This is a genomic window from Streptomyces sp. NBC_00299, assembly GCF_036173045.1.
GTDB classification, from domain to species: Bacteria; Actinomycetota; Actinomycetes; order Streptomycetales; family Streptomycetaceae; genus Streptomyces; species Streptomyces machairae.
Genome location: NZ_CP108039.1, coordinates 2394719 through 2408680, shown reverse-complemented (window position 1 = coordinate 2408680; position 13962 = coordinate 2394719). Strand labels below are relative to the sequence as shown.

The window sequence follows — 13962 nt, the reverse complement described above, 5'->3', positions numbered from 1 at the left end:
GATGGTCCCCTGACGGGAACCGGCTCGCACGGCCGACACGAGGTCCTGCTCGCCCGCCGCCGTCCCGGTGGCCAGGGCCTCCCGTACCGGCCCTCTGGCGTTGGGCCCGCCGGGTCAGCCGCGATCCTCCTCCTCGGCCTCCATGAGCCGTATCCCCTGATGTGTCAGCGTGACGGTCGCGGGTGTGTCTCCATGGGCCCAGCGGACCGTGACAAGTCCTTCGCCCACCAGATAAGTGCAGGCCGCGGCCAGATCCTGCTCTGGGATCGCCAGATCGTCACGCAGCTTGGCCCCGGAAGCATCAGGAAGGCCTCTGCCTTCCATGCCCTCGTACAGGATTTTCATGATCGCTTCGCGGTAGCTCTTCCGCTGGTGCAGTGTCGCCATGGTTGCCACCACCCGTGCCGGCCCGAATACCTGCCCACGACCAGTGGGTTTCATCGGGGGCTCTGTCCGGGTGAACGTGATGCCGCTTCCGAAACGGACGCGGTGGTCACGCCGTCGGACCCCGCCCCGCCGTCCCAGGGCTACGACGGGACGTCCCCCTTCCCGCCGGACGGCCCGGCGCCGCGCCCGCGCCGGCGGTGATCGGCTGTACGTCACGGTGACGGCGGTGATCGTCGTCCTGCCGTTCGTGGCGCTCGGCCTGCTCGGCCGGCTGCTGTGGGGGAGTCTCATCCATCCCGCCGACATCGTGCTCGCGGCCGTCCTCTACACGATCACGGGTCTCGGAGTCACGGTCGGCTTCCACCGCGGCCTCACCACGGCGGCTACCGGGCCGTCCGTCCCGTGCGCATCGCGCTCGCGGTGGCCGGGTCGATGAGTTTCCAGGGCGACGTCATCGGCTGGGTCGCCACCCATCGACGCCACCACGCGGTCACCGAACGGCCCGGCGACCCGCACTCGCCGCACCGCTACGGCACGCATCTGCGCGGCCAGTTGCGCGGGCTGCTGCACGCGCACGTCGGCTGGCTGTTCCGCAACGACCGGACGCCGCCGGAGCTCCCCCACTCTCGGCTTCGCTCGCGCGGGGGGACCCCCATCGCCCCCGACCTCCTCGCCGATCGCGACACCCGTGCCGTCGCCCGCGCCTTCCCGGCGCTGTGTGTCCTCACGCTCGCCTGCCGTTCGCGGTGGGCTGGGCCATCGGCGGTACGTGGGTGTACGGCGTAACCGCCCTGCTGTGGGCGGGACTTGTGCGCATCGCGCTGCTCCACCACGTCACCTGGAGCGTGAACTCGCTCTGTCACCTGATCGGTGAGCGCCCGTTCCGCACCCGGCGCCACGACCGGGGCACCAACCTGTGGCCCCTCGCCCTGCTCTCCTTCGGCGAGAGCTGGCACAACCTCCACCACGCCGACCCCACCTGCGCCCGCCGACGGCGGATCGGGTCGCGGCCCGCCGCGCCTGACCAAGCGGTGCCCCGCCGGATGCTGGTCTTGACCCACGGAGCCGCTCATGGCGGGCGCCGCCGGCGATCCCGTGGGACGGGACCCCGCCCCTGCGCTGCCCGGCCGCGGCGGGCGACGCGTTGTGCGTGCAGTCACGTCCCGGCTGCTCGTTGCTGATTCCGGCCGTGGGACGAGAGGGCACCGCCGCTCCGGCCCTTCACGGCCCTCGCCCCCCGTGCGTGGCGGGCCCGTTCCGCCGTCATGAGGGCGGTCGCGGTGGTCGGCGGTCCGGTGTCCGCACTCGCGGCGGCCATCAGCCGGGCTGCCGAGGAGGCGCCGGTCTCCGGGGGGATCACCAGAAGGTCCCATCGGCCTGCGGTGTAGGACAGCAGCGTGATCCCGTGCGGATCCAGCTCGGAGGTGAACCAACTGACCTTCACCACATGGCCGTTGACGACGATCCGGGGCGGGAGGGTCGGCCAGTGGCGGGGGTCGACCGCGATACGGGTGATCCGCCCCCACAGCGGGTCCAGCACGTCCGCCAAGGCGGAGAGCTCGCTCGGCAGGTCACGTGAACGGGGCCACCAGGCGCCGTCCAACTCGGTGGGCCCTGCGGAAGAGCTCACGGATCTCAACGAGAGGCGCGCGGTCGGGGCCCTGAAGGGAACGGCCCGCAGCGGGGCGTGAGAGGTGGTCGCGGACATCGCGCAAACCCGTCTCCGGACTCCTGCGCGAGAACAGCTGCCCGGTGTCGTCACTCACCGGGAACGGCACCGGCATCGGAGCCGATGTACGAAGTGCTCCCGATGACTTCACGCTACTCCCCGCAGGACCAGGGCGGACCGGACTGTTGCCTTTGGGGCGCAGGCCCCGTGCAGGGACGCATGGGACCGTTTCTCCGTTGGCCGTTCGGTCCGTTGGGCCTGTTCGAGGAGTACGCTGAAATCACCGAGGATATTTCGCGCACAGGCTTCCAGCTCGTGTCGTTTTCGGCGATTGAATACGCCGGGCCGGTCATGACCGGCCCGGGGCAGGGTTCGCGTCATGACTGCGACCATTTCCCTCCCGCCGACGCCCGAAGCCGAAGCCGATGACCGCGCCTTCTCCTCGCCCTCTCTCCGTCTGTCGCTCGCTCCCACCGGCCCCGCACCGGCTCTGCTGGACGGCGCATGGTGGCCGCGCTCCCGCGATCTCGAGTCCGAACTCCCCTCCCTGACGGCCGTACTGGATCCGTTGTGGGGGCGGATCACCCGGGTCACGGTGAACCCCACCCACTGGCCGGTCGTTCCGCGCAAGGTGTCCGTCGCCGGGCACGTGGTGAAGGTGGGCTGGTTCCTGGCCGAGCAGGACCCGCACGAACTGCTGCTGCTCTCGTACCGCGCGGGCCGCTGGAACCTCCTGGTGGTGCCGCCGCAGACGACTCCCGTCTCCGCCACCTGGCTGATGGCCGCCGCGAGCGACCCGCTGGGCACGTCGACCGCGAGCCGGTTGATGGAGGAGGCGGCGCGCCTGCGGACGGTGTCCGAGACGGACCGGGCCGTGGAAGCGGTCTGGGACTCCGAAGGAGGCCATGAGGCCCGCGATCCGGCCGCGCGTCCCCGGATCCCGACCGTGACCGCCGCGCTGCCGCATCAGCCGATGGTGAGGTGAGGACAGTGCAGACATTCGTGATCGTGGTCGTGACCCTCGCGGTGATCGCCTTCGGGGTGCTCCTCATCCACTTGCTCAACTTGCAGCACAGTGACGGCATGGCCGCCTTCCACTACGGCCGTTACGGGATGCCGATCCCGGGACCGGACCCGTTGGCTCCGCGTAAGGCCCACGGCCGGGCGGGAGCGAGCGGCACCGCGGGGCGCCGCCGCCCTCATGAGGGCGGCCTGAGCGGATCGAACAGACCGAGCCGACCGAACTGACAGCACCGACCGAACTGACAGCACCGACCGAACCGAAGACACCGTCCGCAGCCCAGGACCCCGGCCGCCGCACGGCACATGACAGGCCGGGGTCCTGGGCTGTGTCCTGCGCCCCACCGCCCTCCGGCCCCGTCCGCTGATCAGGCTTCCGACGGTGCCGTCACCGCGTACCTCCCCCCCCTATCGGCAACATGCCGCGAGGGCCGGACCGGCCCCGCCACGCGGCACTCCCCGACGGGCCCTCTGCAGTCAGAACCGAGGAGCCGTGCCCCACCCACAACTGAACGTCCACCGGCACGACCGCACCACTCGCGCGCTGATCACCCTCGCAGGCGAGATCGACTTCACCACCGCCCCTGTCGTGCGCGCCGCGCTGGCCGCATGCTTGCGCGACGGCATCCGCTCCGCCGACGTCGATCTGACGGCGGTCACCTTCTGCGACGCCAGCGGACTCAACGCCTTCCTCAGCGCATCCCGGCTCGCCACCGATGCCGGCACCATCCTCCGACTGCACTATCCGCCACCGGCCTTGGCCCGCATCATCGAGATCACCGGCACCGGGTTCCTGCTCCATGAGCTCCACGCAGTTCGACCACGGTCACGCCGGATTCCCGCTGCCGCGGGCGGTGCGCCGTGACGGGCCCGCCCCGCCGGGTGCCGCCAGGGGGCGGGGGAAGCACATCGACTCCCGCCCACGCGGTACGTCTGCGCCGAGTGAACCGCTGGCAGGCGGAGACACTGCGGGAGGACCTGGCCGACCTGTACGTGGAGTCCTCGCGCGCGCAGGCAGGCCAGGAATACCGAGGCCGGGAGGCGTTTCTGCGCAGGCTCGCCGGCGACATCCGGCGGGCCGGATTCGCCCTGCTGATCGCGGAGGACACGGCCTTCGTCGGGTGTGCCTACGGATTCCCCGTACCGCGGGAGGGGACCTGGTGGAGGGGGTTCGACGGGCCCCTTCCGCAGAGCATCGAACAGCTCACCGCGTCCGGCCACGTCTTCGCGATCACCGAGATCGTGGTGCATCCCCATACGGACGACCACGGCCTCGCCCGCAGGCTCCAGGAACGGCTGCTCGCCGACCACCACGCCTCGCTCGGGGCGACATTGGTCGACCAAGCCGACGCTCCGGTCTTCGACGCCTTCCTGTCGTGGGGATGGCGCGACATCGGGGCGATCCGTCGGCCGTCGGATCCCATGGCCCTCCGGCCGTCGGCCCCTGTGCTGCTGCGGGCTCTGGTCCTTCCTCTCGGCCCGCGCACGTCCGCCCGCCCGGACGGCCTGGCCCACGAAAACCGCACCCAACGGCCCGACTGACAGCCAACGTGCGGTCGGGTCGGGGGCGCAGAGTGTCGTGCATGGATGTCGTCGCGGATCTCCCGCCTTGCGGATCTTCCACCGGGAAGCGCGGCTTACCCGCGGCTTCGCGGGGTGCCGTGCGGGATGACGGGGATGTCGGAAGGAACGGCCGTGACGGTCCGCTCCTCGACGGGGTCTATCTGTTCGGTTCGGAACGTGAACTGGCCATCGCTATAGCCACATCATTCGATCGGGCGCTGGATCGGAAAGGATAGGCGTCGGAGCAGAAGGCGAGCGGGCCGAACCGACAGGAAAGGACCCATGGCCGAAACCACCACGACCAAGCGGCGCCAGAAGCCATTCAGCAGGATCGCGACGACCGCGCTGCCGCTCTACCTCACGATGGTCGCGTCCTCTGCCGGAGCCCTGGTGGACACGGTCCTGCTCGGCAGACACGCGACGTCCTCGCTCGCCGCGTTCGCCGTGACCATCGCCGTCTACAGCCCGGCGACCGCCACGGTCACCGGAGCCCTGCGCGGCGTCATGCCGTTCGTCAGCCGGCACGAGGACGACCCCGAACGTATGGCACCGCTGGTCCGCAACGGAATGTGGCTGGGGTTCATCATCGGTCTGCTCGGCGCCCTCGCCGTGGCCGGGGTGCCGGTCATCGGACGCGCGACCGGAGTCCCCGAGTCCACCCTCGGCCATCTCGGCGCGTTCCCCTACCTGTTGGCCGTCGCCGTGCTGTCGACGTCGGTGGGCGCCTCCGCGATCTCCGTCCTGGTCGCCCTCGGACAGGGCAAACTCGTCATGCGGGCCGGACTCGTCGGCACCGCCGTCGCCGTGCTTCTGTCGATCGGGCTCATCGCGGGCACCGGACCCCTGCCGGCCTTGGGGCTGAACGGAGCCGGCATCGCCATGTTGACGTCCAGCCTCGTCACCACCCTTCGGGTCCAACTCGCCCTGCACCGGCTCCCGGTGCTGGCCGGCCAGTCACTGCGCCCCGGACGCCCCGACCTGCCGCAGGTGTTCCGGCTCGCCAGGGTCGGCATCCCGCTCGCCGGAACCGTGCTCATCAAGTTCGTGGTCCTCGGCGTGCTGACGTTCGCCGCCGCCCGGCTCGGCACCGAACAGGCCGCCGTGCACGGGGTGTCCGAGACCCTGGTCAACCTGATCTACACGCTTGCCGTGGCGATCGGACAGGCGACCGTCCCCATGGTGGCGGGCGCGGCACGCGACGCCGACGTTGCCGGGGCCCGGCGCAGCGTCGTCGCGGGCGGCGGGGTCGCGCTGTGCGGCGTCGGCACCCTCGGTCTCGTCCTCGTGGTCTTCGGCCACTGGATCGTTCCCCTCTTCAGCGAAGACGCCGCCCTGCGGCCGCAGTTGGAGGACCAGCTCCCGCTCGTGTTCGCCGTGGTGGTCACCGACGCCCTCCAGGCGATCGCCGGCTTCGGCATGCTCGGGCTGAAGCGGACCTTCCCGAGCCTGGTCTCCACTGCCGCCTTCTTCGGCCTGTTGCGCCTGAGCGCGGTCCCGGTGGCCGAGGCGGGCGGGCTCACCGCCCTGTGGTCCGCACTGATCTGCGCGAACCTCCTCCAAGCGGTCACCAAGGCCGTCATCTTCCACCGGCACAGCGCGCGTCTCGCCGCCGAGCAGCCCGGCCTCGCCGCCTGATGTCCCCCCCCTCACTCCGACCGGAAGTGATCCTCATCGGCGCCGGCCGGACCCCGGCACGGTCCGCGTCGCCGCAGAGACCGGCCGCGGTATCCCGGCTTCGATCCGGACGTCGAACTGCCGTCGACGCGAGGCCCGCCTCAGGGCCGGATCAGGACCTTGAGCGCACTGCGGTCGGCCATCGCCCGATAGCCGTCCGGGACGTCGTCGACGCCGATGGTGCGGTCGAACACGCGACCCGGCTCGACCGTGCCGTCCAGCACGTCCGGCAGAAGTTCCTCGATGTAGGCGCGGGCCGGAGCGACGCCACCGGTCACGGTGATGTTCCTCATGATCGTGTCCATCCCGAGCGGCACGTCCGTGTACTGGGCCACCCCGAGCCGGCTGATGGCGCCGCCGTCGCGGACGATGCCGAGAGCGGTGTGCATCGACTGCTCGGCGCCGACGGCCTCCACGACCGCGTGGGTGCCGTCGCCGCCGGTCAACTCCCGCACTCGCTCGATGCCTTCGTCGCCGCGCTCGGCGACGACATCGGTGGCGCCGAACTCGCGGCCGAGGTCGGTGCGGCCCCGGTGGCGGCCCATGAGGATGATCTGCTCGGCGCCGAGCCGCTTGGCGGCCAGGACGGCGCCGAGGCCGACCGCCCCGTCGCCGATCACCGTCACCGACTTCCCCGGCCCGACCCGCGAGGTCACCACGCCGTGGTGGCCGGTGCAGTACACGTCGGAGAGCGTGAGCAGGGAGGGCACCAGCGTCGAGTCCTCGGCCACCGGCAGCTTCACCAGCGTTCCCTGCGCCTGCGGCACGCGCACGACCTCGCCCTGGCCGCCGTCGACGCCGTCCGAGCCCCACTGGCCGCCGTGGCGGCAGGAGGTCTGCAGCCCGTCACGACAGAAGTCGCAGGTGTTGTCGGCCCACACGAAGGGCGCCACGACCACGTCCCCGCGCTTGAACCCGGACACCTCCGAACCGACGTCCTCGACCACGCCGAGGAACTCGTGTCCCATTCGGCGCCCCTGAGGCGTTGCCGGCATCTGGGCGTACGGCCACAGGTCGCTGCCGCAGATGCAGGAGGCCGTGACGCGTACGACGGCGTCGGTGGGGTTCTGGAGCTCCGGGTCCGGGACGTTCTCGACGCGGACGTCGCCGGCGCCGTACATGAGTGCTGCTCGCATGAGGTCTCTCCTGGTGCACAGGGGTAGCGGCCGGCCTGTGGGGCGGGCAGGGCGGCGCGTTCGGCGAGGTCGATCGGTGGTCGGCTCCGTGTCGGTGTTCGTGCCTCGACCATGTCCCTCAGCCGGGTGGCGGCGCTCATGGCGATGGGCCAGTTGGCCTAGTGAGACCGACCGTCCCCCTGGTCGCCGATCGGCCGGTAGGCGCTGATGACATACAGCGCCTCGTCATCGATCGCGTCCTTCTCCCAGTCCAGCGAGATCCGCACCGGATGCCCCTCAGCCGCGTACTCCGCCTCGGCCACGTCCGCGTCGTCCAGCCGTGCCTGCTCCAGTTCCGCCAGGAGTTCCCCCATGGTGGGTACCGCGTCGGGGATGTCCCGCGCCACGCGTCGTCCGCTGTCGTCCAGGCCGACCGTCTTGACCACGGCGCCGTCGCGGACGGTTATCCGGAAGGTGCCGATCAAGGCCCGTTCCCCCTCGCTGGAGCGGAGCGTGTAGGTGTAGGCGGAGGGCTCCTGCCAGTTGGACCGACTGTGAGCCGACGTGCTCTTCGCCGTCTCGGCGCCGCACGCGGCGGCCGCGCAGAGCAGCCCTCCGATCAGTGAGGCACTGAACACGGCACGGGTGGACCGGGATACGGCGGCCATGGCGGCAGTCCCTTCGAAGGCGGCTACCGCTATGACGCCCGCCCTCTGAGGAACGTTCGGCGCAGTGGAGAAAGCCGCGCGTTCTCGCCGGAGGGCTCGTGGCGACCGCGGCCGTGATCACGGGCTGTTCGGCCAAGGCGGACAACGGCTCGGACCCGAAGGCGTCGGCCGTGGCAGCGGCGACCCCGTCGGCGTCCGCGAGCGTGCCACCCCTCGACGGGGCTCCCGTCGCCTGGCCAGCGGCACTTGGCCGAGGCGGCCGAGGCGGCCGAGGTGGAGGACGGAGCGCGAGCCGTTGGCGTCGTACGACGAGTGCGGGCCGGCCGGAGGTGCGCTGCGACGACTCGGCCGCCGCCCGCGGGCTACTCCGGCGTCGCCTCCGCGGCGAAGTCGGGCATCAGCGCGCACATCGCCTGGCGCTGGGTGGGGCCCATGAACCGGGCCAGGGCTTCCTTGACCGTCTCGGCGAGGACCCCGGAGGCCTCCTTGAGCAGGCCCCGGGCCTTCTCGGTGAGGGCGACCTCGACGCCCCGCTTGTCGCCGCACACCGATTTGCGGGTGACGAGGCCGGCGTGCTGGAGGCAGGCGATCTGGTAGGTGAGCCGGGTTTTGGGCCGGCCCAGGAGCTCGGCGATCCGCGTCATGCGCAGGGCTTCCCCGGGGTCCGCGGCGAGCAGGCACAGGACCAGGAACTCGTCGTGCGAGACGTCCAGCCGCTCCTTGACGACGGAGCGCAGCTCCTGCTCGACGGCCCCCGTCGCGGCCAGCATCAGCATCCAGGCGTGCAGCTCGGCGGGCAGAAGCCCGTCGCCGGAGGCGGAGGGGCAGTCGGGGATGTCGGGGATGGCGGCCATGGATTCGAGTGTAGCTGTTGTTCAATTTTGGAGTATCGGCTAGCGTGAGGTCATCCAAATTTGGACTACGGATTCATACGGATTCAGGAGTGAGATCATGACCGTCGCCGTCGAAACCGGAACCTGGCAGCTCGACAGCACCACCTCCACCGTCGCCGTCCGGCACAAGACGTTCTGGGGCCTGGTCACCGTGAAGGGCGCCTTCGCCGCCGTCACCGGCAACGGCGAGGTGCGGCCCGACGGCTCCGCCGTAGGAGCGATCACCCTGGACGCCGCCTCCCTGGACACCCGCAACGCCAAGCGCGACGAGCATCTGCGCTCGGCCGACTTCCTCGATGCCGCCAACCACCCCGAGATCACCTTCGCGGTCCGCAGCGCCGAGCTCCGCGACGGTGACGGCGTGCACGTGGTCGGCCAGCTCACCGTCCGCGGCATCAGCCGGCCCAGCTCCTTCACCGGCCGCCTCGTCGGCGCCGACGACGGGTCGCTCACCCTGGACGCCGAGTTCTCCGTGGACCGCGAGCACTTCGGCATGAGCTGGAACCAGCTCGGCATGATGCGCGGCCTCACGACGATCGCCACCACGCTCCGCTTCACGCGGACGGCCGCAGCCTGACGTCGGCGCTCGACAGCGTCTGCGGTACGGCCGTGAAGGCCCGCAGCCGGATCCGTACGCCCGGACGGCGGGGGAGAACGAACCGTTGGGGCCGCCCACCGCACCGACGTCACCCGCAGGTGCAACGGAGGCGTCCCCGTGGCCGTCGCGATCCGCGCCGGGCGCCGGGGCAGGACCCGCAGCCGGGGCTGCCGGGCGGAGGCGGTGTGAGGCGGGTGAGAAGGGCAACGCGCCCCGGTGGCAGGGTCAGTACACGTCCCGGACGTAACGCTTCGCCGCCGCCAGCCGCTTCACGTACGCCGACGCCTCCGCCTCTTCCAGGCCGCCGTGCGCGACCGCGATGTCCCGCAGGGCCCGGTCCACGTCCTTGGCCATGCGGGAGGCGTCGCCGCAGACGTAGAAGTGGGCGCCGTCCTGCAGCCAGCGCCACAGCTCGGGGCCGTGTTCGCGCATCCGGTCCTGGACGTACACCTTGTTGCGCTGGTCGCGGGAGAACGCGGTGTCGAGGCGGGCGAGGGTGCCCTCGTCGAGCAGCGCGGTCAGCTCGTCCTCGTAGTAGAAATCGCTCGCCCGGTGCTGCTCGCCGAAGAACAGCCAGTTGGGCGCCCGGTGCCCGAGCGCGCGCCGCTCCTGGAGGAAGCCGACGAACGGCGCGACACCGGTGCCCGGGCCCACCATCACCATCGGCGTCGAGGCGTCCGCGGGCGGGCGGAAGTGCGGGGACGCCTGCACGAACACCGGCACCTCGGTGTCCGGGTCGGCGTCGGCCAGGAAGGGCGAGCAGACACCGCCGCGCGGTCGGCCGTGCAGGTTCTCGTACCGGACGACGGAGACGGTGAGCGAAACGAGGTGCGGGTCGACGAGTGGGCTCGACGATATGGAGTACAGGCGCGGTTGGAGCTTGCGCAGCACCCCGGCCCACTCCTCGGCGTCCGCCCGCACAGGGTGCTCGGCGATGACGTCCACGGCCTGCCGCCCCCAACTCCACTGCGCCAGGGCGTCCTTGTTGTCGGGCCGCAGCAGCCGCCGCAACTCCCGGTCGTCGCGGACGCGTTCGGCGACGAAACGGAGCAGGTCCGGGGTGATCCGCGTGATGTCGAGGTGCCGGTACAAGGACTCGGCGAACGAGGCTTCGCCAACGCCATCCACCTGTACGGGAGTTGAGCCGGCCACTCCGGTCGCGGCCAGCCACTCCTCCACCAGCGCGGACGAGTTGACCGGCCGCACGCCGAGCGCGTCGCCCGCCTCGTACGTCAGCGAGGTACCGCTCGTGTCGAAGGTGAAGCGCCGCACCTCCTTGCCGCCGCCGGGTCGGCTGAGCAGCCGGTTGCCGACCAGGCGGGCGGTGGTGGGGGCGGGCCTGCGCCCGGCGTTCGGCTCGCCCTTCGGCTTCTCGACGGCGGAGGCGTCCGTGCCGCCGAGCGCCGTGAGGACCTGGTCGAGCCACGCGCCGGCGGACGGCTCGTAGTCCGGTTCGCAGTCCGTGCGGGGGGCCAGGGCCACCGCGCCCAGCTCGCCCAGCCGGGTGTCGAGCCGGCGCCCGTGCCCGCAGAAGTCGTCGTACGACGAGTCCCCGAAGGCGAGCACGGCGTACCGCACCCCGTCCAGCCGCGGAGCCTCGTCCTCGGACAGGGTGTCCCAGAGGCCGGCTCCGTTGTCGGGCGCGTCGCCGTCGCCGAACGTGCTGGTGATGAAGAGCAGGTCGGCCGTGCGGGCGAGGGCGCGGACATCGGCCTCGTCCATGCCGACCAGCGTGGTCCGGTGCCCGGCCGCGCCCAGCCGCTCGGCGGTGGCGGTGGCGAACTCCTCGGCGTTCCCGGTCTGCGAGGCCCACAGCACGACGACCTCCCGGCCCTGCGGCGTACGCGGCTGCGCCGCCGTGCGGGAGTACATGCCGGCCAGGACGCCGTTGACCCACAACGCGTGCTCGGGGCTGAAGGGGGCGTCCGGGGGGAGCACGGGCACCCCAGGCGCGCCGGAGTCCAGGCCGGCGAGGAACCCCGTGAGGTAGAGGCGTTCCTGCGCGGACAGGACGGGCGGCGGCGCGGGTTCCAGACCGAAGGGGTCGAAGGGGGCGGATGTGCCAGGGGTGACGGCTGTCGGCGTCAGGGCCGGCACGACCGGTACCGCCGGAACCTCCGGCTCGGGCGCCGTCGTGGGAGCCGCGACCCGCGCCAGGGAGACGGCACACACCTTGAACTCCGGCTGGAAGGAGATCGGATCCACCGCGTCGCTCGTCACCGCGTTGACGCTCAGATACTCCCCGAACAGGTCGTTCCAGTGGAACGGCGCGAAACAGCACCCCGGCCGCACCCGCTCGGTCACCACCGCCGGCAGCACGGCCCGCCCACGCCGCGAGGCGACCTCCACCTGGTCCCCGTCGGCGATCCCCAACTCGCGCGCGTCCGCCGGATGCAGTTCCACGAACGGCCCCGGGTTCAGCTTGTTGAGCTTGGCGACCTTGCCGGTCTTGGTCAGCGTGTGCCACTGGTGCTGAACGCGCCCGGTGTTCAGTACGAAGGGGTAGTCGTCGTCCGGCATCTCGGCGGCCGGCATGTGCGGCCGGGCGTGGAACGCGGCTCGCCCGCTCGCGGTGGGGAACCGCAGCCCGCCGTCCGGGTCGACGTACCGGATCGGATTGCGGTGCGGCCCGTCCGGGTCGGCGGCCGGCCACTGCACGGGTGTGGCCCGCAGCCGCTCGTACGTCACCCCGCGCAGATCCCAGCCGGTCACCGGGTTCCAGGCCCGCCGTATCTCCTCGAAGACGTCCTCGGCACTGTCGTACGAGAACCCCTTCTCGTACCCCATCGCACACGCGACGGCCGCGATGATCCGCCAGTCCGCCATCGCCTCGCCGGGCGGGTCGGCGACGGGCCGGGTCAGGGTCAGATTGCGCTCGCTGTTGACGAAGACACCCTCGCCCTCGGTCCACATGGCGCCGGGCAGCACGATGTCCGCGTACGCGTTGGTCTCGGTGTCGGTGAAGACGTCCTGCGTGACGACGAACTCGGCGGCCTCGAGCCCCTCGATGACGGTGCGGCGATTGGCGACAGAGGCGACGGGATTGGTGCAGATGATCCAGCAGGCCTTGATCTCCCGGTCGGCCATCCTCTGGAACATCTCGACGGTCCCCTTGCCGACCCCGTCGGCGCGCAGGGTGCCCGGCTGCAGCTCCCACATCTCCTCGACGAAGTCCCGCTCGGAGTCGACGAGGACGGACCGCTGGCCGGGCAGTCCCGGCCCCATGTAGCCCATCTCGCGGCCGCCCATGGCGTTGGGCTGGCCGGTGAGCGAGAAGGGGCCGGAGCCCGGGCGGCAGATGGCGCCGGTGGCGAGATGCAGGTTGACCAGGGCGTTCGTGTTCCAGGTGCCGTGCGTGGACTGGTTCAGGCCCATCGTCCAGCAGCTCATCCACTCGCCCGCCTCACCGATCAGCCGGGCGGCGGTACGGAGGTCGTCCTCGGCGAGTCCGGTGATCTCGGCGACGGTGGCCGGCGGGTAGTCGGCGAGGAAGGCGGGCATCACCTCCCAGCCGTCGGTGTGCGCGGCGATGAAGCCGGGGTCGGTGTGGCCGTTCTCGACGAGCAGATGCAGAAGGCCGTTGAGGAGGGCCAGGTCGGTGCCCGGCTTGAGCTGGAGGTAGAGGTCGGCCTTGGCGGCGGTGGCGGTACGCCGGGGGTCGACGACGATGAGCTTGGCGCCCGCCTTGACCCGCTCCATCATGCGCAGGAAGAGGATCGGGTGGCAGTCGGCCATGTTCGAGCCGATGACCAGGAAGGTGTCCGCCCCGTCGAAGTCCTCGTACGACCCGGGCGGCCCGTCGGCGCCGAGGGACAGCTTGTAGCCCATGCCCGCACTGGCCATGCACAGCCGGGAGTTCGACTCGATCTGGTTCGTCCCTACGAACCCCTTGGCCAGCTTGTTCGCCAGGTACTGCGCCTCCATGCTCATCTGCCCGGAGACGTAGAAGGCGACCGCGTCGGGCCCGTGCTCGTCGATGATCGTGCGCAGCCGCCGGGCGGTCTCGGAGATCGCGTCGGCCATCGGGGAGGGCACCGGCTCCTCGCCCCGGTCGTCCCTGACCAGCGCCGTGGTCAGCCGCCCGGGCGCGGCGAGCATCTCGGCCGTGGTCGCGCCCTTCGTGCAGAGTCGGCCCGCGTTCGCCGGGTGCGCCTTGTCGCCGGAGGCCTTCAGGACCGTACGCCGTCCGTCCGGCCCCATTCCGACGTCCAGCAGGATTCCGCAGCCGACCCCGCAGTACGTGCAGACCGTCCGGACCTGAGTCGTGGAGGTGGTCTCGGTCACGTGCTGCCCTTCTCCGGCGGTCGGGGTGATGTCTGGAGCGTACGAATTGCCCGTTACGTCGATGTCACATCCCTTGATCATGAGGAGTTAC

15 protein-coding genes are annotated in these 13962 nt (G+C 71.4%); 9 read left to right on the top strand and 6 right to left on the bottom strand.

Going from position 1 to position 13962, the window contains the following annotated elements; genetic code table 11:
* Positions 1-114: 114 nt before the first annotated feature.
* Positions 115-387, bottom strand: coding sequence for a hypothetical protein (locus OHT51_RS10430; protein ID WP_328878639.1), 273 nt, complete (start codon positions 385-387; stop codon positions 115-117).
* Between the two features lie 226 nt (positions 388-613).
* Here OHT51_RS10430 and OHT51_RS43335 point away from each other — a divergent pair, with 226 nt between their 5' ends.
* The 3 genes from OHT51_RS43335 to OHT51_RS43325 are packed head-to-tail and all read left to right on the top strand — an operon-like array spanning position 614 to position 1568.
* Positions 614-823, top strand: a complete 210-nt coding sequence (locus tag OHT51_RS43335) for a hypothetical protein (RefSeq protein ID WP_443052457.1) — start codon at positions 614-616, stop codon at positions 821-823.
* Entirely contained in the window at positions 790-1173 is a 384-nt protein-coding gene (locus OHT51_RS43330) for a hypothetical protein (RefSeq protein WP_443052456.1), read from the top strand. Before OHT51_RS43335 ends, OHT51_RS43330 begins: the two co-directional genes overlap by 34 nt.
* Positions 1104-1568 (top strand): hypothetical protein, encoded by a 465-nt coding sequence (locus OHT51_RS43325; RefSeq protein ID WP_443052455.1) that lies wholly within the window; start codon positions 1104-1106, stop codon positions 1566-1568. The genes OHT51_RS43330 and OHT51_RS43325 overlap by 70 nt, the downstream gene beginning before the upstream one ends.
* Here the strand turns inward: OHT51_RS43325 and OHT51_RS10420 are convergent.
* A complete protein-coding gene (locus OHT51_RS10420) occupies positions 1544-2017 on the bottom strand; it encodes a DUF5994 family protein (protein WP_328878638.1) in 474 nt (157 codons plus the stop codon). The two genes, OHT51_RS43325 and OHT51_RS10420, sit on opposite strands and share 25 nt — an antisense overlap.
* 418 nt (positions 2018-2435) lie before the next feature.
* On the opposite strand from OHT51_RS10420, the gene OHT51_RS10415 reads away from it, so the two are divergent.
* The 5 genes from OHT51_RS10415 (at position 2436) to OHT51_RS10395 (ending at position 6274) form a co-directional block, all read left to right on the top strand.
* Complete coding sequence (locus OHT51_RS10415) at positions 2436-3041, top strand: DUF5994 family protein (RefSeq protein ID WP_328878637.1); 606 nt, start codon at positions 2436-2438, stop codon at positions 3039-3041.
* Between the two features lie 5 nt (positions 3042-3046).
* Positions 3047-3304: a hypothetical protein gene (locus OHT51_RS10410; RefSeq protein WP_328878636.1), complete on the top strand. Its 258-nt coding sequence runs from the start codon at positions 3047-3049 to the stop codon at positions 3302-3304.
* A 265-nt stretch (positions 3305-3569) separates the two neighbouring features.
* Positions 3570-3941, top strand: coding sequence for an STAS domain-containing protein (locus OHT51_RS10405; protein ID WP_328878635.1), 372 nt, complete (start codon positions 3570-3572; stop codon positions 3939-3941).
* A 77-nt stretch (positions 3942-4018) separates the two neighbouring features.
* Positions 4019-4618: a hypothetical protein gene (locus OHT51_RS10400; RefSeq protein WP_328878634.1), complete on the top strand. Its 600-nt coding sequence runs from the start codon at positions 4019-4021 to the stop codon at positions 4616-4618.
* Positions 4619-4921: 303 nt separating this feature from the next.
* Entirely contained in the window at positions 4922-6274 is a 1353-nt protein-coding gene (locus OHT51_RS10395) for an MATE family efflux transporter (RefSeq protein ID WP_328878633.1), read from the top strand.
* A 140-nt stretch (positions 6275-6414) separates the two neighbouring features.
* Here the strand turns inward: OHT51_RS10395 and OHT51_RS10390 are convergent, their stop codons facing one another.
* From OHT51_RS10390 to OHT51_RS10380, 3 genes are all read right to left on the bottom strand, one after another.
* Complete coding sequence (locus tag OHT51_RS10390; RefSeq protein WP_328878632.1) at positions 6415-7449, bottom strand: alcohol dehydrogenase catalytic domain-containing protein; 1035 nt, start codon at positions 7447-7449, stop codon at positions 6415-6417.
* Between the two features lie 158 nt (positions 7450-7607).
* Positions 7608-8096 carry a DUF6174 domain-containing protein gene (locus OHT51_RS10385; protein WP_328878631.1) on the bottom strand — a complete coding sequence of 163 codons (489 nt, stop codon included), beginning with the start codon at positions 8094-8096 and terminating at the stop codon, positions 7608-7610.
* 362 nt (positions 8097-8458) lie between these two features.
* The gene (locus OHT51_RS10380) at positions 8459-8950 is read right to left on the bottom strand and encodes a MarR family winged helix-turn-helix transcriptional regulator (protein WP_328878630.1); all 492 of its coding nucleotides are present in this window, start codon (positions 8948-8950) and stop codon (positions 8459-8461) included.
* Positions 8951-9047: 97 nt separating this feature from the next.
* Here OHT51_RS10380 and OHT51_RS10375 point away from each other — a divergent pair, with 97 nt between their 5' ends.
* Positions 9048-9566 (top strand): YceI family protein, encoded by a 519-nt coding sequence (locus tag OHT51_RS10375; RefSeq protein ID WP_328878629.1) that lies wholly within the window; start codon positions 9048-9050, stop codon positions 9564-9566.
* A 246-nt stretch (positions 9567-9812) separates the two neighbouring features.
* Here the strand turns inward: OHT51_RS10375 and OHT51_RS10370 are convergent, their stop codons facing one another.
* Positions 9813-13871 (bottom strand): bifunctional nitrate reductase/sulfite reductase flavoprotein subunit alpha, encoded by a 4059-nt coding sequence (locus OHT51_RS10370; protein WP_328878628.1) that lies wholly within the window; start codon positions 13869-13871, stop codon positions 9813-9815.
* Positions 13872-13962: the final 91 nt, after the last annotated feature.

What these genes read in the sequence shown, in the direction of transcription:
- OHT51_RS10430 (WP_328878639.1), bottom strand. Translation starts at nt 387, where the DNA reads ATGGCGACACTGCACCAGCGGAAGAGCTACCGCGAAGCGATCATGAAA.
- OHT51_RS10415 (WP_328878637.1), top strand. Translation starts at nt 2,436, where the DNA reads ATGACTGCGACCATTTCCCTCCCGCCGACGCCCGAAGCCGAAGCCGAT.
- OHT51_RS10395 (WP_328878633.1), top strand. Translation starts at nt 4,922, where the DNA reads ATGGCCGAAACCACCACGACCAAGCGGCGCCAGAAGCCATTCAGCAGG.
- OHT51_RS10390 (WP_328878632.1), bottom strand. Translation starts at nt 7,449, where the DNA reads ATGCGAGCAGCACTCATGTACGGCGCCGGCGACGTCCGCGTCGAGAAC.
- OHT51_RS10385 (WP_328878631.1), bottom strand. Translation starts at nt 8,096, where the DNA reads ATGGCCGCCGTATCCCGGTCCACCCGTGCCGTGTTCAGTGCCTCACTG.
- OHT51_RS10380 (WP_328878630.1), bottom strand. Translation starts at nt 8,950, where the DNA reads ATGGCCGCCATCCCCGACATCCCCGACTGCCCCTCCGCCTCCGGCGAC.
- OHT51_RS10375 (WP_328878629.1), top strand. Translation starts at nt 9,048, where the DNA reads ATGACCGTCGCCGTCGAAACCGGAACCTGGCAGCTCGACAGCACCACC.